This window comes from Empedobacter brevis (assembly GCF_965118635.1).
GTDB classification, from domain to species: Bacteria; Bacteroidota; Bacteroidia; order Flavobacteriales; family Weeksellaceae; genus Empedobacter; species Empedobacter brevis_A.
On the sequence record NZ_CBCPHV010000005.1, the window covers coordinates 190,277 to 212,335 of the forward strand.

General features: G+C 30.2%; 22 protein-coding genes and 1 riboswitch. Of the genes, 7 read left to right on the forward strand and 15 right to left on the reverse strand.

Annotation, left to right across the window (positions count from 1 at the left end; translation table 11 throughout):
* Nucleotides 1–85: 85 nt before the first annotated feature.
* Entirely contained in the window at nucleotides 86–307 is a 222-nt protein-coding gene (locus ACMHJW_RS08820; protein WP_019976296.1) for a DUF2795 domain-containing protein, read from the reverse strand.
* 174 nt (nucleotides 308–481) lie between these two features.
* Between ACMHJW_RS08820 and ACMHJW_RS08825 the strand changes: the two genes are divergently transcribed.
* Together ACMHJW_RS08825 and ACMHJW_RS08830 are read left to right on the forward strand one after the other, a co-directional pair.
* Nucleotides 482–1,423 (forward strand): NAD(P)H-dependent flavin oxidoreductase, encoded by a 942-nt coding sequence (locus ACMHJW_RS08825; protein ID WP_413533040.1) that lies wholly within the window; start codon nucleotides 482–484, stop codon nucleotides 1,421–1,423.
* 62 nt (nucleotides 1,424–1,485) lie between these two features.
* The gene (locus ACMHJW_RS08830; protein ID WP_413533041.1) at nucleotides 1,486–2,253 is read left to right on the forward strand and encodes a GH12 family glycosyl hydrolase domain-containing protein; all 768 of its coding nucleotides are present in this window, start codon (nucleotides 1,486–1,488) and stop codon (nucleotides 2,251–2,253) included.
* A 30-nt stretch (nucleotides 2,254–2,283) separates the two neighbouring features.
* Here ACMHJW_RS08830 and ACMHJW_RS08835 read toward each other — a convergent pair whose 3' ends face one another.
* The 3 genes from ACMHJW_RS08835 to ACMHJW_RS08845 all read right to left on the reverse strand — a co-directional run bounded on the left by ACMHJW_RS08835 (nucleotide 2,284) and on the right by ACMHJW_RS08845 (nucleotide 4,202).
* Nucleotides 2,284–3,183, reverse strand: coding sequence for an MBL fold metallo-hydrolase (locus ACMHJW_RS08835; RefSeq protein ID WP_413533042.1), 900 nt, complete (start codon nucleotides 3,181–3,183; stop codon nucleotides 2,284–2,286).
* 1 nt (nucleotide 3,184) lies between these two features.
* Nucleotides 3,185–3,640, reverse strand: coding sequence for a hypothetical protein (locus ACMHJW_RS08840; protein WP_413533043.1), 456 nt, complete (start codon nucleotides 3,638–3,640; stop codon nucleotides 3,185–3,187).
* 76 nt (nucleotides 3,641–3,716) lie between these two features.
* A complete protein-coding gene (locus ACMHJW_RS08845) occupies nucleotides 3,717–4,202 on the reverse strand; it encodes a TlpA family protein disulfide reductase (RefSeq protein ID WP_413533044.1) in 486 nt (161 codons plus the stop codon).
* Between the two features lie 117 nt (nucleotides 4,203–4,319).
* On the opposite strand from ACMHJW_RS08845, the gene ACMHJW_RS08850 reads away from it, so the two are divergent.
* Nucleotides 4,320–4,787, forward strand: coding sequence for a DUF4268 domain-containing protein (locus tag ACMHJW_RS08850; protein WP_413533045.1), 468 nt, complete (start codon nucleotides 4,320–4,322; stop codon nucleotides 4,785–4,787).
* A gap of 43 nt (nucleotides 4,788–4,830) precedes the next feature.
* Here the strand turns inward: ACMHJW_RS08850 and ACMHJW_RS08855 are convergent, their stop codons facing one another.
* Entirely contained in the window at nucleotides 4,831–5,682 is an 852-nt protein-coding gene (locus ACMHJW_RS08855) for an ATP cone domain-containing protein (protein WP_413533046.1), read from the reverse strand.
* A gap of 109 nt (nucleotides 5,683–5,791) precedes the next feature.
* Here ACMHJW_RS08855 and ACMHJW_RS08860 point away from each other — a divergent pair, with 109 nt between their 5' ends.
* Complete coding sequence (locus ACMHJW_RS08860; protein ID WP_413533047.1) at nucleotides 5,792–6,376, forward strand: PhnA domain-containing protein; 585 nt, start codon at nucleotides 5,792–5,794, stop codon at nucleotides 6,374–6,376.
* A gap of 51 nt (nucleotides 6,377–6,427) precedes the next feature.
* Here the strand turns inward: ACMHJW_RS08860 and ACMHJW_RS08865 are convergent, their stop codons facing one another.
* The 3 genes from ACMHJW_RS08865 to menA all read right to left on the reverse strand — a co-directional run bounded on the left by ACMHJW_RS08865 (nucleotide 6,428) and on the right by menA (nucleotide 9,830).
* Nucleotides 6,428–8,059 (reverse strand): ABC-F family ATP-binding cassette domain-containing protein, encoded by a 1,632-nt coding sequence (locus ACMHJW_RS08865; RefSeq protein ID WP_413533048.1) that lies wholly within the window; start codon nucleotides 8,057–8,059, stop codon nucleotides 6,428–6,430.
* Nucleotides 8,060–8,166: 107 nt separating this feature from the next.
* Nucleotides 8,167–8,847 carry a metal-dependent hydrolase gene (locus ACMHJW_RS08870; RefSeq protein WP_413533049.1) on the reverse strand — a complete coding sequence of 227 codons (681 nt, stop codon included), beginning with the start codon at nucleotides 8,845–8,847 and terminating at the stop codon, nucleotides 8,167–8,169.
* A 17-nt stretch (nucleotides 8,848–8,864) separates the two neighbouring features.
* Nucleotides 8,865–9,830: a 1,4-dihydroxy-2-naphthoate octaprenyltransferase gene (menA, locus tag ACMHJW_RS08875; RefSeq protein WP_413533050.1), complete on the reverse strand. Its 966-nt coding sequence runs from the start codon at nucleotides 9,828–9,830 to the stop codon at nucleotides 8,865–8,867.
* Nucleotides 9,831–9,879: 49 nt separating this feature from the next.
* Between menA and ACMHJW_RS08880 the strand changes: the two genes are divergently transcribed.
* A complete protein-coding gene (locus ACMHJW_RS08880) occupies nucleotides 9,880–10,725 on the forward strand; it encodes a glycoside hydrolase family 25 protein (protein ID WP_413533051.1) in 846 nt (281 codons plus the stop codon).
* Between the two features lie 51 nt (nucleotides 10,726–10,776).
* Here the strand turns inward: ACMHJW_RS08880 and ACMHJW_RS08885 are convergent, their stop codons facing one another.
* Nucleotides 10,777–12,999, reverse strand: coding sequence for a TonB-dependent receptor (locus ACMHJW_RS08885; protein ID WP_413533052.1), 2,223 nt, complete (start codon nucleotides 12,997–12,999; stop codon nucleotides 10,777–10,779).
* Between the two features lie 69 nt (nucleotides 13,000–13,068).
* Here ACMHJW_RS08885 and ACMHJW_RS08890 point away from each other — a divergent pair, with 69 nt between their 5' ends.
* Nucleotides 13,069–14,163, forward strand: a complete 1,095-nt coding sequence (locus ACMHJW_RS08890) for a PepSY-associated TM helix domain-containing protein (RefSeq protein WP_413533053.1) — start codon at nucleotides 13,069–13,071, stop codon at nucleotides 14,161–14,163.
* A gap of 20 nt (nucleotides 14,164–14,183) precedes the next feature.
* On the opposite strand, the gene ACMHJW_RS08895 is transcribed toward ACMHJW_RS08890, so the two are convergent.
* Nucleotides 14,184–15,437 (reverse strand): MFS transporter, encoded by a 1,254-nt coding sequence (locus tag ACMHJW_RS08895; RefSeq protein ID WP_413533054.1) that lies wholly within the window; start codon nucleotides 15,435–15,437, stop codon nucleotides 14,184–14,186.
* Nucleotides 15,438–15,714: 277 nt separating this feature from the next.
* Between ACMHJW_RS08895 and ACMHJW_RS08900 the strand changes: the two genes are divergently transcribed.
* On the forward strand, nucleotides 15,715–17,427 hold the full coding sequence (locus tag ACMHJW_RS08900; protein ID WP_413533055.1) for a T9SS type A sorting domain-containing protein: 1,713 nt from the start codon (nucleotides 15,715–15,717) through the stop codon (nucleotides 17,425–17,427).
* Between the two features lie 127 nt (nucleotides 17,428–17,554).
* Here the strand turns inward: ACMHJW_RS08900 and ribB are convergent, their stop codons facing one another.
* The 5 genes from ribB to ACMHJW_RS08925 form a co-directional block, all read right to left on the reverse strand.
* Nucleotides 17,555–18,217: a 3,4-dihydroxy-2-butanone-4-phosphate synthase gene (gene ribB / locus ACMHJW_RS08905; protein WP_413533056.1), complete on the reverse strand. Its 663-nt coding sequence runs from the start codon at nucleotides 18,215–18,217 to the stop codon at nucleotides 17,555–17,557.
* Nucleotides 18,218–18,349: 132 nt separating this feature from the next.
* Nucleotides 18,350–18,478: riboswitch (FMN riboswitch) on the reverse strand.
* Between the two features lie 98 nt (nucleotides 18,479–18,576).
* Complete coding sequence (locus ACMHJW_RS08910; RefSeq protein WP_413533057.1) at nucleotides 18,577–19,197, reverse strand: SGNH/GDSL hydrolase family protein; 621 nt, start codon at nucleotides 19,195–19,197, stop codon at nucleotides 18,577–18,579.
* Between the two features lie 86 nt (nucleotides 19,198–19,283).
* Nucleotides 19,284–20,693 (reverse strand): radical SAM protein, encoded by a 1,410-nt coding sequence (locus ACMHJW_RS08915; protein WP_413533058.1) that lies wholly within the window; start codon nucleotides 20,691–20,693, stop codon nucleotides 19,284–19,286.
* A 286-nt stretch (nucleotides 20,694–20,979) separates the two neighbouring features.
* The gene (locus ACMHJW_RS08920) at nucleotides 20,980–21,216 is read right to left on the reverse strand and encodes a hypothetical protein (RefSeq protein ID WP_413533059.1); all 237 of its coding nucleotides are present in this window, start codon (nucleotides 21,214–21,216) and stop codon (nucleotides 20,980–20,982) included.
* Nucleotides 21,213–21,968 (reverse strand): prolipoprotein diacylglyceryl transferase, encoded by a 756-nt coding sequence (locus ACMHJW_RS08925; RefSeq protein ID WP_413533060.1) that lies wholly within the window; start codon nucleotides 21,966–21,968, stop codon nucleotides 21,213–21,215. The genes ACMHJW_RS08920 and ACMHJW_RS08925 overlap by 4 nt, the downstream gene beginning before the upstream one ends.
* Between the last annotated feature and the right edge of the window lie 91 nt (nucleotides 21,969–22,059).

Consider the following 22,059-nt stretch of genomic DNA (forward strand, 5'->3'; position numbering starts at 1 on the left):
GACTAATTCAGATACAAATATACGTTAACTATGTTAGTTATAGATTATAGAATCGAAAAAAGCCCCAATTTGGGCTTTTTTATTTTTAATATTCGTCCTCGTTCCAAAGGAAATCGTCATCCGTTGGATAATCAGCCCAAATTTCTTCGATGCTTTCGTAAGAATCTCCTTCGTCCTCTATTGATTGTAAATTTTCTACAACCTCCAAAGGAGCACCAGTACGAATTGCGTAATCAATTAATTCATCTTTTGTTGCTGGCCAAGGTGCATCACTTAAATAAGATGCTAATTCTAAAGTCCAATACATAGCTTATATTTATTTTTTTATTATTAGTAGAGATAGTTTAACTCTAATTCCTATCAAAGAATTCAATTTTTGCAAATCAAATTTTTTGCCAAAGTCAAACTGTCAGTATTTATGTTAAAATTAAATTTTTTCCTTCTTTATATTTCATTATTTTTATGTCTAAATATAATGAAAATGGACACGAATATAACAAAATTATTTGCAATAAAATACCCAATTATTCAAGGAGGTATGATTTGGAATAGTGGTTGGCAATTAGCTTCTGCTGTAAGTAATGCTGGAGGATTAGGTTTAATAGGTGCTGGAAGTATGTATCCTGATATTTTACGTGAACATATAAAGAAGTGTAAAACTGCTACAAATCATTCTTTTGGCGTTAATGTTCCTATGCTTTATCCGAATATTGAAGAAATTATGCAGATTATTGTAGAAGAAGGTGTAAAAATTGTTTTTACTTCTGCTGGAAATCCTAAAACGTGGACAGAAATATTAAAAAAAGAAGGAATTACTGTTGCTCATGTTGTCAGTAGTGCCAAATTTGCATTAAAATCTCAAGATGCTGGTGTCGATGCTGTCGTGGCAGAAGGTTTTGAAGCTGGTGGACATAATGGCAGAGAGGAAACAACTACACTTTGCCTTATTCCAAATGTAAAACGTCAAATAGATGTTCCGCTAATTGCTGCGGGAGGAATTGGAACTGGTTCTCAAATTTTGGCAGCCTTTGCTTTAGGAGCTGATGGAGTTCAGATAGGTTCTCGTTTTGCTGCAACAAGAGAATCTTCAGCTAATCAGGATTTCAAAAATGCGATTGTGAATGCTAAAGAAGGTGATACGCAACTTACATTAAAAGAATTAGCACCTGTCCGCTTGATTAAGAATGATTTTTATAATCAAGTTCAAGAAAAATATAAGCAAGGAACAACGGCAGAAGAATTAAAAGAACTTTTAGGAAGAGGTCGTTCAAAAAAAGGAATGTTTGAAGGAGATTTGATAAATGGAGAATTAGAAATTGGACAAGTATCTGCATTAATCGATTCAATTCCGACAGTTGCAGAAGTTTTTGATGAATTATTACTTGATTATCAAGCTTCAAAAAATAGATTATTACAACTGTAATGATTACAAATTGATATTTTTATCAGAATGTTAAAGCATCTTTTTTTTAATTAATTATAATGATGAAACAATTTTTAAATAGTTTATTTTTCTTTGTCCCAATTGTTAGTTTTTGTCAGCAATCTTATCAAGAAAAATCAGAAAATGGATCAACTCTGAAATGGCAGAAATTTGAAATAAACAACAATAAATGGGGAGAAAACAAAGTAAAAAAAGGTACTTATTCGCAAACTATTTTTACAACTAATACAACAGCTGGTTGGAAATGGGAAACATCAGGTAAAAAATATGGCGTGATTGGCTATCCTGAAATTTGGTTTGGAGAAAGTGCTTGGGTTAATTTATCAGCTATTAAAACAGATAATTATTTCAAGAATATAAATGAGTTGAAAACATTTGATGTTGAGTATAAAACAAAATTAAATGTTGATAACAAAAAGTATAATTTAGCTTTTGATTTTTGGTTACATAATTCTCCAAAAGTAGCTTTGGAAACTATCGGAATTGAAGTAATGATTTGGGAAGATTATAATAAATTTAAACCATTTGGTAAAAAAGTTGGAAATGTGTTTACTTCGTTTGGCGAATATGATATTTACAAAGGACATCTCATAAAAAAAGATTTGAATACGACTTGGGATTACATTGCCTTTGTAAGAAAAGAAAAGCGCACATCAGGAAAAGTTAATGTAATAGAATTAATTAATGAAATGAATAAGCGAAATTTCATTAAGCAAAACATCTATTTATCATCATTTGAATTTGGAACTGAAATTTTAAATTCGACTGGAAATATTTTAATTGAAGACTATAAATTGAATATAGAATAAAAGCTGTCAAAATTTGACAGCTTTTTATCTTTATAATCTTCCTTGTTCCTTTAATTTCCAATAACGTAATAATCCGTTTACTGACATCCAACAAGGATTGGCATATTCATATACTTGAATTTCGTCTTCTGTCAAACCTAATTCTTTGTAGCTAATTGTTACATAATCTACAAAAACTGGAACGATTTCTTCTACCGGAATTTTATCATCATACAATGGTTTTATGTATGCAGACCATTCATCCAATGCTTTTTCTAATTGATTGAAATGATTTTCTAAATCTTCATGATAACCAAAATGTGTAGGATAAATTCCTTTTGCGTTCACTTTTCTCAATTTTGCAATAGATTGTTTCCATAATTCAATGTTGATATCTGGAGGAGGACATGGCGGAGAAACAGGACCATTCTCTATTTTAACACCAGCAACATCTCCTGTAAAAATAACATCATCTAATACATAAGCATTATGATGTACAGCATGTCCAGGCGTGTAAATAGTTTGAAAAACTGCATCGCCAAATTCTACACTTTGTCCATCTGCCAAACCAACCAAATATTCCTCATCAATCGGTTGCATTTCACCCCATAAACGATCCATATCATCGCCATAAATCATTTTTGCAGATTCCCACAATTTCTCAGGATTTTTGAGATGCGGTAAACCAATAGGATTTACAAAAATTGTTGCGCCATGTTCTGTGAATTTCCATGCAGCACCAGCATGATCAAAATGAATATGCGTTATTAATATATTTTCTATATCAATTACTCTCCAACCTAATGCTTCTATTCCTGCTTTCAAATTTTCAAAAGTAGAATATGGTCCTGGGTCCACTAAAACTGGCCCTTGTTCTGTTTCGATTAGATAAGTAGCAATTGCCTCATTTTCATTTTGAAAATTAAGATCGATTGTATGTATCTTTGGCATATTATAATATTTCTTCTATTGAATAATCAATTCCGTTAAATTCTAGTTTATCTCCAACTCGTTTTCCAACCAAAGCTTCAAAAATTGGGGCTTGTGTACTAATTCCTACAAACTTTTTATCTTCCCATTCAAAATCTTTGAAAGATAAACCAATTACAAAATTAACTTTATCTGTAAAAACCACATTACCTTCTGTTATTTCATCCACTAATTCTGGTCGAAGCGTTTTGAAATTTTCCAAATCTTCAGTTGCTTGATTAATGCGAATTTGTAGATTTCTTGCTGAATCATTTGCTTGATCTTGTTGTGAAAAATCATCTATTTCTAAACTTGATTCTTCATCTAAATCTGCACTTTCACTATATATTTTTTTCGATTCTTTTAAGACATTTATTTCGTCTTGCTTCAATTGAATAAGATGTTCGATAACTTCTTTTCTAATATGTTTTTTATTCATTTTTTTTAGTTTTATGTTGATATAAACTTACAAAAAATAAAAAACTCCTAAAAGTATTTTCAGGAGTTTTATTCTATTAATTAAGATATTCGTTAATGTAATCTTCTAATTCGAATTTTGTCATCGCTTGATCATGGAAAACCTTTTTCTCACCTTTGTTATAAATGATAGTTACTGGAATATTCCCTGACCATTTTGCATCAAAAGACGGAATCCATTCATTCATACGTTTCGTATCATCCAGCAAAATAACTTCAGCGTTCATCTTATTATCAAGCATAAATTTCTTTACTTTATCCATAACTTTTGGTCGATCCAATGAAACTAATAACATCTTGAAATTCGGATTGTTTTTATATTTTTCATTAATTTCCATAAACGCAGGAATTTCCTCTACACAAGGTGCGCACCATGTTGCCCAAAAATTAACCACCACAACTTGATCTTTATAATTTGCTATTTTTTCGTGCAAAGCTTCATATTTTACAGTTTCTACAGATTGTGCATTTGCAGTAGAAAAAGCTAAAATCCCGATTAAACCAAGGAAAGAAAATAATTTCATGTTTACTTTTTAAAAATATTTGTTCAAATTTAATAGAACAAGAATCAAACCAAGCTATTTTTCTTAAAATTTTGTTGAATAGAATTTTAAACCGATTTTTGTAAAAAAATAATCAATTTGTTTTCAAAAGAAGATGCTTATCGCATAAAAAAAGATTTTTGGATTTCGTATGGAACTTATATGAAATTGCAAATGAATGCAGAAGGAACACGTATTAATTGGATAAATTATAAAACGGATGTAAAAGGTGTATATTTTAGAACTGATGTGGAACGAAAATATGCTGAAGTTTCGATTGAGATTTCTCATCCAGATCCGTCAGTTCAATTGATGATTTATGAACAGTTTGAGGAATATGAGAATGTTTTGGAAAGTTATCTTGGCGAAAAATGGATTTGGACAAAAGAAGATTATGATGAAGATGGAAAAATGATTTCGACCATAAAAACACGTTTAGAAAACATAAGTATTTTTAGAGAAACAGATTGGCCACAAATTATTCCATTCCTAAAAGAAAGAATGATTAATCTGGATGAATTTTGGTGCGATCACAAAGATAGTTTTGATATTTTTAAAGAATTATAATACAAAAGGAGCTTTAATATTAAAGCTCCTTTTGTATTATATATTAAGCAATTTCGCATTTAAAATCTTCTATTTCTAGCAATTCGTTTGTTTCTTCGAGCACTTCTTTTCGTTGTTCTTCAGATAAATTCAATTCATCTAAAAACTTATTATTTTGTTGTAAATCTTTCACCAAAATACATTCTTTTGACAAAAGAACTTTCTCTTGTTCTGGTGTTAAAGTCGTTAAACAAGTAATTGGATACAAAGCTGCATTATCAACCAAATATTTAATACTTCTGGTTTCTGGATAATCCCAAGAAATTAATCCAATTCCATAATAATTCGCAAAATCTATACTATCAGTTGTCAAATATGCATTTGTCACCAAAAAACCCTTTGTTGGTTTAAGATCTCTTCCAAAAAAATGATACGTATGATTTTCTACATCTTTCATTCGCGATAAAAAATACATAGGCGTTGTGACAGAAATCTTCGCATCTTCGTCATTTCTGAATTTACATTCGCAAAAAAGCAATTGATCGTCTTTGGATGCGACAACATCTATTTCGTGTGTTACTGCATTTCCTTGTACAATTTCCGAATTTAGTGATTGATAACCTGCTGCTTGCATCAACTTTCCAATCCATTTTTCGAAATAATAACCTTCTGGACCTAAATCTCTCAAGGCTCTTTTCAAACTATAGCGAGCTGCATAAGAATTTCTATAATTTTTGAGATGCGAAAAAGCAATGCGATACAATTCTTTTGTTGGGATTTCGTTGTAAATATCTTTTGAAACTAATTCAAAAACTTCTTCAACTTCTTCTCTTTTTGCGCCAGATTTGGTTAATGATCGCTTTAATGCTTTTGGATTATATGGAATTAACTCACCCGAGTTTTTCTTTACTAACATATTTATAGAGTTGGATTTATTCTTAACGAATTTAAATAATTCTAATCAAAAATCATTAAAAGTTAAAATTCTAAATAAAAGTTATCTTTGCAAAACTTAAAATCATCATATGAAACTAGAAACATTTTTACAAGAAAGAAGTGGTAATCAATGCGAGTTAACAGGAGCTACAGAAGATTTAGCTATTTATGAAGTAAATCCTGATGCAAGTAGCAATCCAGACAGAAATGTATATATAACTCAAAAATGTATTAATCAGATTGAAAAAAGAGAAGAATTAGATGCTTCTTTTTGGGAATCATTTTTACTTTCATCAATGTGGAGCGAAGTTCCTGCTGTACAAGTACTTTCTTGGCGAATGTTGAATCGCTTTAGAAACGAATCTTGGGCTGCTGATGCTTTGGATATGATGTATTTGGACGATGAAAATATGGAATGGGCAAAAGCTTCTGGAGATCATGAAGGTGACGGAAGTGTAGATTTACACAAAGATAGCAATGGAAATATTTTGGTGAATGGAGATACTGTTACATTAATTAAAGATTTGGATGTAAAAGGTTCTACGATTAATGCGAAAATAGGAACTGCTGTAAGAAATATCCGTTTAGTACATGATAATACGGATCAAATAGAAGGAAAAGTTGACGGACAATTAATCGTTATTTTAACGAAGTTTGTAAAGAAGCAAGCATAAAAAAAATTCCACTCATTGAGTGGAATTTTTAGTTTTATCTAAAAACTGAACTTATTTTTCTATTTCTTTTAAGTTTTCCATTTTCTTGGTTGCAAGAAAACCTTTGATATCTTCAAAATGTTCTTTAACACGTTTATTTCCAAATTCGAAAACTTTTTCTGCCAATCCATCCAAGAAATCACGATCGTGAGAAACTAAAATTACAGTTCCTTCAAATTCTTTCAGAGCATCTTTGATAATGTCTTTTGTTTTCATATCCAAATGATTTGTCGGCTCATCTAAAATCAACACATTGTACGGTTCTAATAACAATTTTACCATTGCCAAACGTGTTTTTTCTCCTCCAGAAAGAACTTTTACTTTTTTATCAATATCATCACCTTTGAACATAAAAGCGCCCAAAATATTTTTTATTTGTGTTCTGATATCACCTTCTGCAATTCGATCTACAGTTTCGAAAATTGTTAAATCTTCATCCAATAAAGCCGCTTGATTTTGGGCAAAATATCCGATTTGAACATTATGACCAATTTCTAATTTTCCATCGAAATCAATTTCATTCATAATTGCTTTAATCATTGTCGATTTTCCTTCTCCATTTTTTCCAACTAAAGCAACTTTTTGTCCACGCTCAATCACCATATTTGCATCTTTAAATACAATATGATCGCCATAAGATTTGTCTAAATTTTCAATAACAACAGGATATTGTCCAGAACGAGCTGCTGCAGGAAACTTTAATTTCAAAGCAGATGTATCTACTTCATCAACCTCGATTATATCTAACTTTTCTAACATGCGAACGCGCGATTGTACTTGTTCTGTTTTAGAAAATGTACCGCGAAAACGCTCGATAAATAATTTATTTTCGGCAATGAATTTTTGTTGTTCATCATATGCTTTTTGCTGATGAATTCTACGATCTTGACGCAAAACTAAATAATCTGAATATTTTGCTTTATAATCATAAATTCGTCCCATTGTTACTTCAATTGTTCGATTTGTAATATTATCCACAAAAGTACGATCGTGAGAAATTACCATAACCGCTTTGGCTTGATTTTTTAAGAAATCTTCTAACCATTGAATGGATTCTATATCCAAGTGATTTGTAGGCTCATCTAACAAAATTAAATCTGGTTTTCGCAGAAGAATTTTTGCTAATTCGATTCGCATACGCCAACCTCCAGAAAACTCAGAAGTTGGTCGATCTAAATCTTCTTGTGCAAATCCCATTCCTTTCAAAACCTTTTCTACTTCGGCTTCGTAATTAACTTCTTCTATTGAATAAAATTTTTCACTAACTTCTGAAACACGCTCGATTAACTTCATATAATCATCGCTTTCGTAATCAGTTCGTACAGTTAATTGCTCATTTAATTCATCAATTTCGTTCTTCATTGATAAATATTCAGCAAAAGCTTTTGATGTTTCTTCACGAACAGAACAATTATCTTCTGTTAACAAATGTTGTGGTAAATAAGCAATAACCGCATCTTTTGGCGCTGAAATATTTCCCAAAGAAGGTTTATTGATTCCTGCAACAATTTTAAGTAAAGTAGATTTTCCTGCTCCATTTTTCCCCATTAAAGCAATTTTATCGTTTTCGTTTATCACAAAACTAACTCCACTAAATAATGTTGAAGATCCGAATTGAACGGCTATATCATTAACTGTAATCATAAATTTCATCAAATAATTGCGGCAAAGATAATCTTTTTTCAAGGAGAATAAATCAATAAAAAAAAGCTCGAGATAATCTCGAACTTTAATATGTTGTAAAGAATTTCTTAAACCGTTAAATCTTCTCCAATTTCTAACAAAATCAATTGAATATGACGAGAAAAGAAAATCGATTTTGCTTCAGCTTTATCAATTTTAATTGGCGGAAAAGTATCGTAATGATAACCTAAAACTTTAGTTGCTTGTACATATTCAGCTGCAATTGAAGCACTTTTTGCGCCCATTGTAAAGTTGTCTCCAATTGGTAAAATTGCTAAATCAAGTTGTCCTATTGTATCTGGAATCAACTTCATTTCGTATGTCAAAGCTGTATCTCCTGCAATGTAAATTCGTTTTCCTTCGCTTTCAATAATATAGCCATTTGGATCACCTCCATATGTTCCGTCAGCAAACGAACTTGAATGAAATGCAATTGTAGATTGAATAGAACCAAAATCAAAATTGTATTTTCCTCCTGTATTCATGCCATGAGCATTCAATCCTTTTGCAGCATAATAACTTGCAATTTCAGCATTAGAAATAATCAAAGCGCCTGTACGTTTTGCTAGTTCTTCCACATCATAGACATGATCTTGGTGTGCATGCGTAATAACAATATAATCTGCTTTTAAATTTTCGAAATCAATGTTTTTTGCCAATTCATTTGGTGTGATAAATGGATCGACAATAATATGTTTACCGTTTGCTTCAATTGCTAAAGAAGCGTGTCCTAAATATTGAATGTTCATTTTGTTATTTTTTGTGATTAACGAATTAAAGTATCTATAAAATCAAAACCTATTAAACTATAGCCTAACAATACAGCGAAAAATAAAGCTAACATAGCCACTTGTTTTAAAAATGGATCAAAATCCTTTGGATCTTTCACTGCAAAAATTTGACGACGAATTGCATTCGCGAAAAAGATTAAAATTAAAAATGTAAATCCAGATAATCTACCTTGTTTCAATGGTGACATTGTTACATATAAAGCACTTAATGCAAATGGAATTGTCATTAAAGCCATTTGATAATATTTACTTTTTTGAAATCCTAATTTTGATGCAACTGTAATTTTATTATTCTTAACATCATTTTTAACATCGCGCATATTATTTAGATTTAGTACTGCTACACTCCAACATCCCATTGAAGCTGCTGGCAATAATGTTTGCCATTGAAAAACTTTTGAATATAAAAACTCTCCTCCAGCAACTGCTAAAATTCCGAAAAATAAGAAAACAAAAATATCTCCTAAACCAATATATCCGTATGGTTTTTTTCCCATTGTATATGCCATTGCTGCAAAAATAGATGCAACGCCTAAACCAAGAAAAATGTAAATATATTTTAAATCATTTGGATAAAAAGATACATATAATAATGCTGCAACGCAAACTAAAGAAATCGCTACCATAATGCCGATAGCTATTTTCATTTGGTTTTGAGTTATCAATCCAGAAGCAACAGCGCGTTGTTCTCCTACTCTATTTGCATCCGTTCCTTTTACTGCATCGCCATAATCGTTAGCGAAATTTGATAAAATTTGGAAAGCCAAAGTTGTTAAAAGTGATAAGAAAAATATATCATTTCGAAAGATTCCTTCTGATTTTGCAATAAATCCTGCCAATAATAATCCACTTAAAGAAAGTGGTAATGTGCGAAGCCTTGCGGCCAATATCCATTTTTTCATACTGAACAAAGATAATGAAGATTTTACTTTTTTTATCATCGAAAATTGAAGTAATATTGCATAAAATTTATCTATTTCAACTACTAAAATGCCCCGAAAAAAGAAAACAAAACAATCTATTTTTAATACATTAAAAAAAATTAAACTTTCGACTTATGTCATTAGTTTAATGATTTTTTGTGTTGTTTATTTTGCATATCGTTATCGTCATGGGATCAATTATTATTTTTCGGTTGTTGAAAAATCGCTGAAAGGTGAAAAATTAGTCGACGATAAAGTCACAAAATTTGACATTAGAAATATTGAGGTGATGGATAAATATTATCTCAAAACTTTTGGTGTAGATGTTTCACATTATCAAGGAAAAATTGATTGGACAAAAATGCATACAATTTATAATTTGTATCCTATAAATTTTGCTTTTATTCGTTCTACAATGGGAACTTCGTCTATTGATGAGACTTTTGAGGATAATTGGAAAGGTACAAAAGAAAATAATATTTTACGTGGAGCTTATCATTTTTATCGTCCTGATGAAAACTCTACTCTGCAAGCACAGAATTTTATTGCTAAAGTAAAATTAGAGAATGGCGATTTACCTCCTGTTTTGGATATTGAAACTTTACCTAAAACTCAATCGATGGAACGTTTAGTAGAAGGAATAAAAAATTGGTGCAAAATTGTTGAAGAGCATTACGATATCAAACCGATTATTTATACATCGGACAAATATTTTGAAGATTATCTACAACATCATTTTAAAGATCATATTATTTGGATTGCGAATTACAATTTTTGGGTAACAGAAATGAAAGGCCATTGGGATTTTTGGCAATTTACCGAAAAAGCAACCATAGAAGGTGTAAAACGTTACAAAGTTGATGTTAACATTTACAACGGAACTATCGATGATTTAGAAGGATTGACATTATAAAGAAAAAGCGAATCGATTGATTCGCTTTTTTTAGAATTTTTTACTAGAATTTTAAAAATTATATGTGAAATTTAAGTTGAATGTTCTTCCACGTCCAGCATAATAAAACAATTCAGGAACTTTGTATGCACTATATAACACTTGTGATTTTGCACTCCAAATTGTTTGATAATCGGTATTAAAAACATTTTGTACGCCTAAATTAATTTTTCCAAAAGGCAATTTGTAACTTATCATCAAATCTGATGTAGAATAACTATCAATTACATTTTCTAAACCATCTGTATATTTGAAACTTTGTAAAGTCTGAAATCTAAAATTCCAATTATCAAAAGCATAACCTGTATAAGCTGTAAGTTTTGAAGGTCCTGAAGTGGAAACATCTTGTTTTTTCCAAGAACCATCTTTTTCAACTTCTGATTTTATTAATAATGTATTTGCTCCTATATAAAAACCTCCAGTAGAATATGAAACCTCAGCTTCAACTCCCATATTTCTCAATTTTTGATCAATAACGTCTACCCAAAGATTTAAACCATCTCTTTTTAAGGCAATATTTTTATCTGAATTACTAATAAATCCTGATAATTGTCCTTTAAACCCATTAGCTGTTTTGAAACGATATCCAAGCTCAAATTGACCAGTTTTTACACCAGAAAGAGGCGATTCTTTTACGTTTACACTTGAGCTTAAATCCCAATTATTTGTAGCTGAATTGAATTTATAATTTCCATATCCATAAAATTTAGATGGATCTGCTAAAGAAACCCCTTGAGAATAAGTTGTCCATACCTGATTCGATTCATTAATTTTATACAACAAACCTGCATTCAACATCGTCATATTATAACTACTTTTTCCTCCTGGAATATAATCGGCTGTTTTTCCATAACCATTAGCGATTTGTAACTGTTGAGTAGAACCAATAAAGTCGTCTAATTTAATCGAAATATCTTGGTAACGAATTCCTCCAGAAACTTTCAATTGAGGTAAAATGTCATATTCCGCTTGCGCATATCCTGCAAAACTAGTAGAGCGATTTGTAGGATAACGATCAATTGTTAGAACAGTTTTATTAATCATTCCTCCACTAGATAATGATTTTTGTGAATCAAAAACATTTTGTTGACCTTCAAATTTTTCAAAATCAACATCAGCTCCATACGTCAATTTTAATTTTCCCCAATCTTTTACTAAAACAGCTTTTAATCCTGAATAATAAGTATCTTGTTGAGAAGCTGACATATATGGACTAGTTCCAGAAGGTAATGTTAAATTCCCAGGAAATGGATAAAATCCTAATTTTTCTACACGAGATGCAAACTGAACATATACATCTTGACCACCCAAAATATTTGTCCCTGTATAACTTAATGTCCCCATTACACGTTCTGTTCCAGGATTTTTATCGGTATCAAAACCATCCTTCATTTGTAAAACAGAAGCATCTCCTTTCGTTAATACACTAATATTTTCACCTAGATATAAACTTCTATCTCCACTATATTTTGAACGATAATATTGCAAAGATCCATTTAGTTGATGTTTAGAATTAAACTTATAACCCGCAGTTGCTAAAACATCTATCGACTGATTATATTGAAGATCTAATTGCGATATATCTGCAAAAATTTGATCACCATGTGCATCATAAGCACCTCCATTTTGTTGGAAAGCAACGGCTAATCTTCCTGTAAATTTATCGTTTTTATACCCTATAGATTGTGCAGCACGCCAATCATGATTATCTTTACCTGCGAAACCAGTTCTTAAACCAAGTTCAGTTTCTCCACTAATTCCATTTTTTTGTGCTTTTTTAGTCACAATGTTAATGATTCCTCCAGTCGCATTTCCTCCATAAATAGCACTTGCTCCAGATAGAACCTCGACTCTTTCAATATTAAAAGGATCTATTGCATCTAACTGACGGCTGATATTTCGAATACTATTCAATGAAACTCCGTCAATCATAACTAACATTGAACGTCCTCGCATATTCTGTCCATAGTTTGAACGTCCTTGCGAACCTACATCCATTCCTGGAATCATAATCGCTAAAGCCTCTTTTAGAGGAACTCCATTTTTAGCTTGTTGAGCAATTTGTTCTTGATTAATAACCCAAACCGTTCCCGCTAAGTCAGATATTTTAGTCGGCTTTCTTGAAGCAACAACAACTACATCATTTAGATTTGTACTTATACTATCATTCGTTTGGGCTGAAGACAGCGAAACCGTACCAAGTAAAATACCTAAACAGATTATATTTTTTCTCATGGTGTAATTTTAAAAATTTTATATTTGCTGCAAATATAATTTTAATTTATTCTAAATTAAGTTTAGTTTATGAAAAAAATTTTCATCTTTCTACATAAGTGGTTAGGTTTATTTACAGGCATAATAATCTTTATTGTCGCTATTACAGGAGCAATTTTCTGTTTTCAAGATGAATTGAAAGATGCTCTTTTTAATTACAGAAAAATAGAAGTAAGTCATCAACCTTTTATACAACCGAGCCAAATCATTCAAAACGTTCAGAAGAAAAATCCTAAACATCAAGTTTTACGTGTGATGTATATGGATAAAAATCGCACGACAGTTGTGATGACAAAAGATGACAAAAAAGAATCCTATTTTATATACATTAATCCTTATTCTGGCAAAATTCTATACCAAGAAAATATGAAACAAGATTTATTCTTGGTTATTCAGTATATTCATATGAATCTTTTATTAGGAGAAATTGGTAAAAATATCATTGGAATTTCAACCGTTATTTTTGTCATTATTATGATAAGTGGTTTGATTTTATGGTGGCCAAAAAAGAAAAAACAAGCTAAAAATGCACTGACAATAAAATGGAATGCGAAATGGAAACGTGTGAATTATGATTTACATAATGTATTAGGTTTCTATGCATTTTCTATAGCCATAATTGTTGCTTTATCTGGTTTAGCTTTTAGTTTCAAACCCATTAGAGAATCGTATTCACAAATTGTCAATTTAGGAAAATCCTATCCAAATGAGGAAAAAGGATATGTTTACAAACCCTCTAAAATTTTAGTAAACAATTTTTCAGTTGTCGATAAAGCATATCAATATAGTTTAAAGAATAGTCCTAATGCAACAATGCATTGGATTTATATGCCTATTCCTGAAAAAAATCCATTGGCAATAAGAGCTTATCACAAAAGTTTACAATATTATACTGTTGACGAATATCAATTTGATTCAGAACAATTTAAAGCATCTCAATTAATGGATAAAGATTTATCAAATGGTAAAAAATTTTCTAATGCGATGTATGATATTCATACTGGACAAATTTTAGGATTATTTGGAAAGATATTAGCTTTTAGCTCTTCAATGATTGTAGCAAGTTTACCAATTACAGGTTTTCTTATATGGCGAAACAAAAAGCGAAAGAACAAAAAAGCTTAGTTAAATAACTAAGTTTTTATTTACTTCAATTCTACATGCCTAATTTGTTTGATAAAAAATGCGATAAATATCACTGTTAAAATCGTCATTATTCCTCCAAAAATAATTCCAGGAACTAATCCTAAAAATGTTGCTGCAATTCCACTTTCTAGAGCTCCTAATTCATTAGAAGAACTAACAAAAATAGAATTCACTGAGGAAACTCTACCTTTTAAATTTTCTGGCGTTTTGATTTGTAAAATACTTTGACGAATTACCATAGATATTGAATCGAAAGCTCCAGCAAATAATAAAATCGCAAAACATAAATAGAGATTTTGACTAAATCCAAAACCAATAATACAAACTCCAAACATAGCAACAGCTAGCAATAATCTTGGTCCGACATTTCCTTTTAATAAACTCGGTATCATTGATAAGAAAAACAGCATAATAATAGATCCTATTCCGTGTGCAGAACGTAATAATCCAAATGCTTCAGAACCTTGATTCAATACTTTTTCGACAAATGCTGGTAATAATGATTCTGCTCCACCAAAGAAAACGGCAAACATATCTAAACTTAAAACAGCCAAAATAATTGGTGTTGCCCAAATAAATTTCAATCCTTCTTTGATGCGTATCATTGGAGATTCTATCGATTCAAATTCTGTAATTTCTGCTGGCTTTTTAGAAATCAATAATATCATAATCATCGAAATACACATAATTGTAAAAGCTGTTATTAAAGCTGCTTCTATTCCAAAATTTGCTAAAATAACTCCTCCAGACAATGGTCCTAATACAGAACCAATCATAAATGCGGAAGAGGAAACTGGAATTGCTTTTGTATAATTTTCTTTACGAACCACTAAGGCTAAAAGTGCAAACAAAGCTGGTCCACTAAAAGATCTTGTTAATCCCAAAATAAAAAATGCGAAATAACAGATTCCTAAATAAACAGGAATTCCAATTTCTTGTCGAACTGATGGAAAATTAACAATCATTAGCACAAAAGAAGCGATCATAAAACAACCAATGCTTCGTACCAAAATCATTCTTTTATCCAATCTATCGACCAGTTGCCCTGCATAAAATGCAGTTAGAAGAATTGGTAAAAACTCAGCTAAACCTATTAAACCAAGAAAAATCTCTTTCTTCGTTACTTTAAAAATTTCGTAGGCTACGGAAGTACTTTGAATGAATAAAGCAAAGATTAAGGAAAACCTTAAAAATATGAATGGAATAAATTCTTTATTTTTCCAAACGGACGGAATCTTCTTCTCTGTCGTCATTTTTTAAATTGAATTTTGATCTTTTAAATGTACATTGATTTTTATCAAATCATCTTGATTTTGGTTAATTATTTTTTTGAACATCAACAAAAAAAATGCGATTCAATAATTTAAATATTTGGAAAAAATAACAACCAATTTCATTTCCAATTTTCATTAAAATTCCTCCATTTCATCAGCTTTTATTACTGATAAATATTATGTTTTAACCCTATAAAAAAATTTGTCAGGTTTCATATATTATTTAATTTAGACTAAATAAAAATAATTATAATATATGAAAAAATTTACCTTTTTATTAGCACTATTACCATTAGCATTGAATGCCCAAAATTTTAAAGAAATAAAAACCTCTATCGCTGATTATTACTACTCTTCGAGCGATATTGCCGATTTTGATGGAGACGGTTTTTTAGATGTAATTTATAATGGTGCAATAGATTCTGATAAAGACGGAAATGTTGATGTTACCTTCAATGAAATTTACAAAAACACAAATGGAGTTTTTTCTACTTACGGCGATTTAGGAATTAATTCTACTCACTTAGGAGATATCAAATTTATAGATTTTGATAATGATGGTCTTTTAGATATTGTTTCTACAGGATTAAGTTATAATGATATTGTCAACTATCAACAATACAAATTTAGAAATACAGGAAATGGTTTCGAAATGATTGAAAACACACCAGGAAAAATCTATGGATCGTTAGAAGTTTTTGATTTCAATAATGATGGAAAACAAGATTTTGCCTTGAACGGTGTACAATATGTAAAAGATAAAGGATTTGTTTTTGAATTGGATTTGCATAAAAACAACGGAAATGGTTTCGATGTAAAAAATGCTTGGTTGCCTGGCACTCAAAATGGAAGTTTCAAAGTGATGGATCTAAATAACGATAATCTTCTTGATGCTGTTGTTTTTGGTTTTGATGCTGATATGACAGCAACTTTCAAAGTTTATTTAAACAATAATGGAAAATTAGAATTTTCTCAAGATTTACCTGGAATGAGCGATGGAAAAATGAATTATGCCGATTTTAACGGAGATGGTTTTTTAGATTTGGTTGCTTCTGGTGTTGACGAGGATTTTAATGAATATTTAACTGTTTTATGGAACGATGGAAAAGGAAAATTCACTTCAGAAATTATTGAGAATGAAGGCCTTTTAGGATCTAGTATCAAAACTGGAGATTTAAATAATGATGGTTACTACGATTTTATAGTTATCGGAGATGATGAAGATTTTAACGGATGGGTTAAAGTTTTTCTTTATAATCCTTCTACTCATAGTTTCACAAAAGCAGAAGATACAGGATTATCTAATTTAGGAAGCCAAGGAAATATTCAACTTTTAGATTATGACAATGACAACCATTTAGATGTATTAATGTCTGGTTTTGATTGGAATCAAGAAAGTATTCCAGCTTTAACCAAATTATTCAAAAATACTTCTGCGGAAGAAAATAAAAAACCTCTTGCTCCTACAAGTCTTTATTTAGAGAAAAAAGATAATCGATATAATTTTTCTTGGAATGGAGCAAGTGATGACAAAACTCCAACGAAAGCATTACGATACGAAATAAAAGTAGGAACAAAAGCTGGTGCACAAGATATTGCAAAATATGTTGTTACAACTCCATCTTGGTTCTTGGAATTAGAAAATGCTCCTGAAAATATTTATTGGAGTGTAAAATCTATTGATGCTTCTAATACATATTCTGATGCTTCTAAAGAAGGAAATCTTTCGCTTACAGATTATTCAATTGCAAATGAGATACAACTTTATCCAAACCCTGCATCTGACAAAGTTTTTGTAAAAGCTGATGACTTGAATTCTGTTGAGTTATATGATTTATCAGGAAGAAAAATTAATTTCCAACTAAACTCAGATCGTTCAATCAATATTACATCTTTGCCAAAAGGAATTTATCTTATTAAATTGAATGTTAAAGGACAAACAGTTACTAAAAAATTAATCAAAAAATAATTAATAACTAAAATCAATTGATTAAAAAGTGAGCTGAAAAAGCTCACTTTTGTTTTAAACAAAAAAACTTCGTGAATTAATTCACGAAGTTTTTTGAAAGTTTATGATTTTATATTTATGATTCAGTTTAAGCGAATTCTAACTCTTTTTTATTCTCTAATTGAAGACGATATTCGTAAATATCTTCAATTGTTAAAACAGTCATTTCATTCTTCTCTGCAAAATCTATAATTTGAGGCACTTTTGCCATAGTTCCATCAGGATTTGTTAATTCGCACAAAACAGCTTCATTTCCCAAACCAGCCAATTTTACAATATCTATACTTCCTTCTGTATGTCCACGGCGTTCCATAACACCATTTGGACGAGCTATTAAAGGAAAAACATGTCCAGGACGATTAAGATCTGAAGGTTTTGCAAAAGAATTAACTGCAGTTTTTATCGTTTGAATACGATCAGCAGCAGAAACGCCAGTTGTAACACCTTCTTTAGCTTCAATTGTAACAGTAAATGCTGTATGGAAACGAGAATTATTGTTTTCCACCATCGGATTCAATTCCAATTCATTTGCTTTTTCTTGAGATATGCACAGACAAACAATTCCGCTACATTCGCGAATTAAAATAGCCATATCTGGAGCTGTAATTGTGGAAGCAGGAAAAATAATATCACCTTCGTTTTCACGATTTTCATCATCGATTAATAAAATTCCTTTTCCGTTTTGAAGTTCTTTAATTGCATTTGCAATTCTTTCATTGGCAGTTGAGCCAAATTGTGTGATTGTTTTCATTTGATTTTTGTTTTTATCATGAAACATCACTTCAGGGCGAAACACATTGTTAAGTAATGAATTTAAAATTGCAGGTTTTGAGTTTTTTACTCAAAACTTAACATTTATCATTCATAACTTTCAATTATGTTCAATTTTCTTCTCTCATCCAGACTATACTGTCGGTTTTGGAATTTCGCCAAATCAGTCCCATAACAAAGTTAAAAGGAGTCGCGGACTATAACCGCCGGTAAGGAATTTCGCCTTGCCCCGAAGAAAATTTCGTTTGTTAATACTAATTTTTTATTTTAAAAATTACCATAAACTTTCATTACAAACTTACAAAATAGAAATGAGTTATTTATAATGAGTAAAGGTAATTATAGTAATCTTGTAAGAATTGGTTTAATTTGATTTGCGATAAAATCATAACCTTTCTCATTTGGATGAATTCCATCTTTTGAGAGAAATTCTTCTTTATTTGGATTAAAACTTGAATAAATATCAATAAAGTTAATATTATTTTGAGAAGCTAATTCTTTTATTTTTTGATTATATAATTCAATTTTTTCAGATGTACGAAATTTACGTTCAGGAATTTTTACACCATCAACTTTTTTAGAAATTGGTAAAATATTTAGCATATAAATATTCGTTGTAAATTCTTTCGCTTGGGAAATAACTTCAAATAAGTTTGCTTCAAAATCTGCTAAAGAAACCAATTCTATATCATTTTTTTCAGCTACATCATTAGCTCCATAAAATAAGAAAATTAGGTTTTCATCCGGTGAAATACGCGCATTTGTTTCAACTTCAAAACGCTTCATTAAGCCTTCAGTTGTCTCTCCTCCTATTCCAAGATTAAAACAATTAACTTCATTTGCATTGTTATTGTAAAATTCTGCATGACAATATCGTTTCAAAATTTCTACATAACCTCCTAATATTCCGTCGTATTCTCCGTACGTAATACTATCTCCAAAAAATAAGCAGTTTGTCATTTTATTGTTTAATTTTTAAATATTATTCCTTTTGAAATCCTTTATAAATGATTTTCTTTTAATAAAAGTAAAGAAAAATAATTCATCTAAAATAGCACTTTATCATCTTTTCTCAACTCTTCCAAATAATCTGCTTTTTCGTCGCGGTAAAATAAATTCATCGTTTCGAATGGAATTAATTTCAAATCTTTGTTCACAATATGTACACAAGATTTTTTTACAGCACGAACATCAAAATCATTTGCATCCATAAAATTCATAATAATTATTCGAAACAAATTATCATAATCTAAATCCAATTCAGGCGCGCAAACTTCTGGTAAACAACAAAGTAATTGATTCACTTTCGGTTGCACTTTATCAACCGAAATTCCTGTACTAAAAATGTCTAATAATTGCACTTTTAATTCTTCGTCTTGTTCGTAAACAATTGTATTTTTTGATTCATTATTCAACAAATCCGCAGGATTTATGTAACGTGTAAGCGGAATAACCTCATCATTCAATTTCAACATATATCCCATTGCCAAAGCATCTGGATTACACGGGACTGGAATAATATCATCTGAATTGAAAAGTGGATATTGATCAATAATTTCTTGACGAACTTCTGTCAATGTAATTTTTTCGTGAGCCGAATCATCTCTATTTCTTCCCGCAATTTCTACAGGTTGAAACGTCACGCCACGTACACATTTTTGTTTGAGTGCAAAATCAATTATTTTACCTATTTCATCAATATTTTTATCTTTTTGTAATACAACAACCAAAGTTGTAGAAAGATTTAATTCATTCAATTTTTCTAAAGCTTTCATTCGAACATCAGTCAAGTCTTTACCTCTAAAATCTTCTAAAACTTCTTTTTTGAATGAATCAAATTGTAAATAAACTTCAAATTCTGGTGCATAAGTCGCTAATTTTTCAGCAAAACCAGGATCATTTGCTATTCTAATACCATTTGTATTCAACATCAAATGTTTAATCGGTTTTGACTTGGCTATTTCCATAATTTCAAAAAATTGCGGATGAATTGTTGGCTCACCGCCACTAATTTGTACCACATCTGGCTCACCTTCATTTTTTACAATTGTATCGAACATAGCTTCGATTTGCTCTAAACTACGATGAGAACCGTAATGAGGTGATGACATAGCATAACAAGTTGGACATGTCAAATTGCATCGGTCTGTCACTTCTACAATTGATAAACATGAATGTTGCTCGTGATCAACACATAAACCGCAATCGTACGGACAACCATAATCGACATCCGTTCCAAAATGCAAAGGCATCTCAGAAGCTTTATTATAATTTCTGATGTTCTTGTAATAATCAACATCAGTTGCAATTTTTGTTTTGAAAAAACCATGATCTGGGCAACGTTTTGTCATAAAAACATTTTGGTCCTCAATAATAATTTTTGCCCCAACTCGTTTCAAACATTCTGGACAAAGACTTATTGTATAATCGTAATAGGTGTAATTTCTAACTGGCATAGTATGGTTTTGAGTATATAAAATCTTCTATAATAAAATAGAAACAATTGATATTAAAGAAATTAGAATAATTAAAATGATCAAACTAATAAATGATATAAAAAACAATAACATTAATCGTTTTCGATTAACATTTTTCTGAATTAATTTATAAATTAAAGTAATAAGACTTGAACCTATAAAAGCTATAAGAATTACAGCTAATACAACAAGAAAAATAATAAAATTTATAGTTCCTTCATGTATAAAATTTTGTAAAAAAATAACTGCTAACATTGGTTAATATTTACACTATTGAACCACAAATCATTCCTGAAATAACAAGTGTTATTAATGCACACATTCCGAAAACCATTAAATAGTATTTTCGTTCTTTTTTGTGTCCCGAAATTGAGTTAATAATTAGCGAAATTAATGAACCAACAACTCCTCCAATAATTGCGATTCCTAACAAAATTATGATGATAACATAAATAATTCCGTTTCCAAGACCACCTTCTGCAAAGATAACTGTGTAAATCATTTTAAATATTTAGGTTTAGTTTGTGATAATTTAAAGATATAATAAATAATGACACAAATGCATGTTAATTGTATAGAACTAAAGCCTAAAAGCAACGAATGAATTGGTTTGATAAAATCTAGACAAAAACGGAATGAAAAGTAAGCTAGCATAAAAATTTGAAAAAGATATCCCGAAGGATAAATATATTTTTTCTGAATAATTTTCAAAACGATCCAAAGAAAAATAAGGTAAACAATTTCATACAAAGCAACGGGATGACGCAATAAACCATCTCCTAAATTCATTCCGAAAATTGAGTTTGTTTCTATGCCATACGTTTGTTCGTAAATACCAGTCAAAAAACAACCAATCCGACCAATTATCATCGCTAAAATTAAGGGAAAGACAATCAAATCACCTGTACTTTCTTTATGATTAATAATTTTCTTTGTCAGCTCAACACCAATTAAACCAAAGGTTAATCCGCCGACAATTGTATTACTTGTCCAAAAATAAAGAAAGGGATTTTTTGCATCGAAAAAAGCTTGAGTATTTTCTAATGTTCCAACAATTTTAGAACCTAAAAGAGCTCCAATTAATGCACCAATAATGATACTAAACGACTGAATTGTTGTTAAACTTGATTTATTACTCTTTCGGAGAAAAGCATAATAACGCATCGCAATAAAAATCCCAATTGATTCGAGGATTGGATGAATTAAAACTGAATGTCCAAAAAAATCTACTGTTACTGGAAATTCTATTATCACAATAGTATTGGGTTTTGAGTAAATGTAATTGATTTTTTAAGAAATAAAAAAGCGATGTCGAACATCGCTTTTACTTTATATTTTGAAAATT

Bases quoted from the DNA above. Each gene is read 5' to 3' on its own strand.
- ACMHJW_RS08865 (WP_413533048.1), bottom strand. From the start codon at position 8,059: ATGATTACAGTTAATGATATAGCCGTTCAATTCGGATCTTCAACATTA.
- ACMHJW_RS08900 (WP_413533055.1), top strand. From the start codon at position 15,715: ATGAAAAAATTTACCTTTTTATTAGCACTATTACCATTAGCATTGAAT.
- ACMHJW_RS08870 (WP_413533049.1), bottom strand. From the start codon at position 8,847: ATGAACATTCAATATTTAGGACACGCTTCTTTAGCAATTGAAGCAAAC.
- ACMHJW_RS08845 (WP_413533044.1), bottom strand. From the start codon at position 4,202: ATGAAATTATTTTCTTTCCTTGGTTTAATCGGGATTTTAGCTTTTTCT.
- ACMHJW_RS08895 (WP_413533054.1), bottom strand. From the start codon at position 15,437: ATGACGACAGAGAAGAAGATTCCGTCCGTTTGGAAAAATAAAGAATTT.
- ACMHJW_RS08840 (WP_413533043.1), bottom strand. From the start codon at position 3,640: ATGAATAAAAAACATATTAGAAAAGAAGTTATCGAACATCTTATTCAA.
- ACMHJW_RS08915 (WP_413533058.1), bottom strand. From the start codon at position 20,693: ATGCCAGTTAGAAATTACACCTATTACGATTATACAATAAGTCTTTGT.
- ACMHJW_RS08885 (WP_413533052.1), bottom strand. From the start codon at position 12,999: ATGAGAAAAAATATAATCTGTTTAGGTATTTTACTTGGTACGGTTTCG.
- ACMHJW_RS08910 (WP_413533057.1), bottom strand. From the start codon at position 19,197: ATGACAAACTGCTTATTTTTTGGAGATAGTATTACGTACGGAGAATAC.
- ACMHJW_RS08880 (WP_413533051.1), top strand. From the start codon at position 9,880: ATGCCCCGAAAAAAGAAAACAAAACAATCTATTTTTAATACATTAAAA.
- ACMHJW_RS08825 (WP_413533040.1), top strand. From the start codon at position 482: ATGGACACGAATATAACAAAATTATTTGCAATAAAATACCCAATTATT.
- ACMHJW_RS08920 (WP_413533059.1), bottom strand. From the start codon at position 21,216: ATGATTTACACAGTTATCTTTGCAGAAGGTGGTCTTGGAAACGGAATT.
- ACMHJW_RS08860 (WP_413533047.1), top strand. From the start codon at position 5,792: ATGAAACTAGAAACATTTTTACAAGAAAGAAGTGGTAATCAATGCGAG.
- ACMHJW_RS08890 (WP_413533053.1), top strand. From the start codon at position 13,069: ATGAAAAAAATTTTCATCTTTCTACATAAGTGGTTAGGTTTATTTACA.
- ACMHJW_RS08855 (WP_413533046.1), bottom strand. From the start codon at position 5,682: ATGTTAGTAAAGAAAAACTCGGGTGAGTTAATTCCATATAATCCAAAA.
- ribB (WP_413533056.1), bottom strand. From the start codon at position 18,217: ATGAAAACAATCACACAATTTGGCTCAACTGCCAATGAAAGAATTGCA.
- menA (WP_413533050.1), bottom strand. From the start codon at position 9,830: ATGATAAAAAAAGTAAAATCTTCATTATCTTTGTTCAGTATGAAAAAA.
- ACMHJW_RS08820 (WP_019976296.1), bottom strand. From the start codon at position 307: ATGTATTGGACTTTAGAATTAGCATCTTATTTAAGTGATGCACCTTGG.
- ACMHJW_RS08835 (WP_413533042.1), bottom strand. From the start codon at position 3,183: ATGCCAAAGATACATACAATCGATCTTAATTTTCAAAATGAAAATGAG.
- ACMHJW_RS08830 (WP_413533041.1), top strand. From the start codon at position 1,486: ATGAAACAATTTTTAAATAGTTTATTTTTCTTTGTCCCAATTGTTAGT.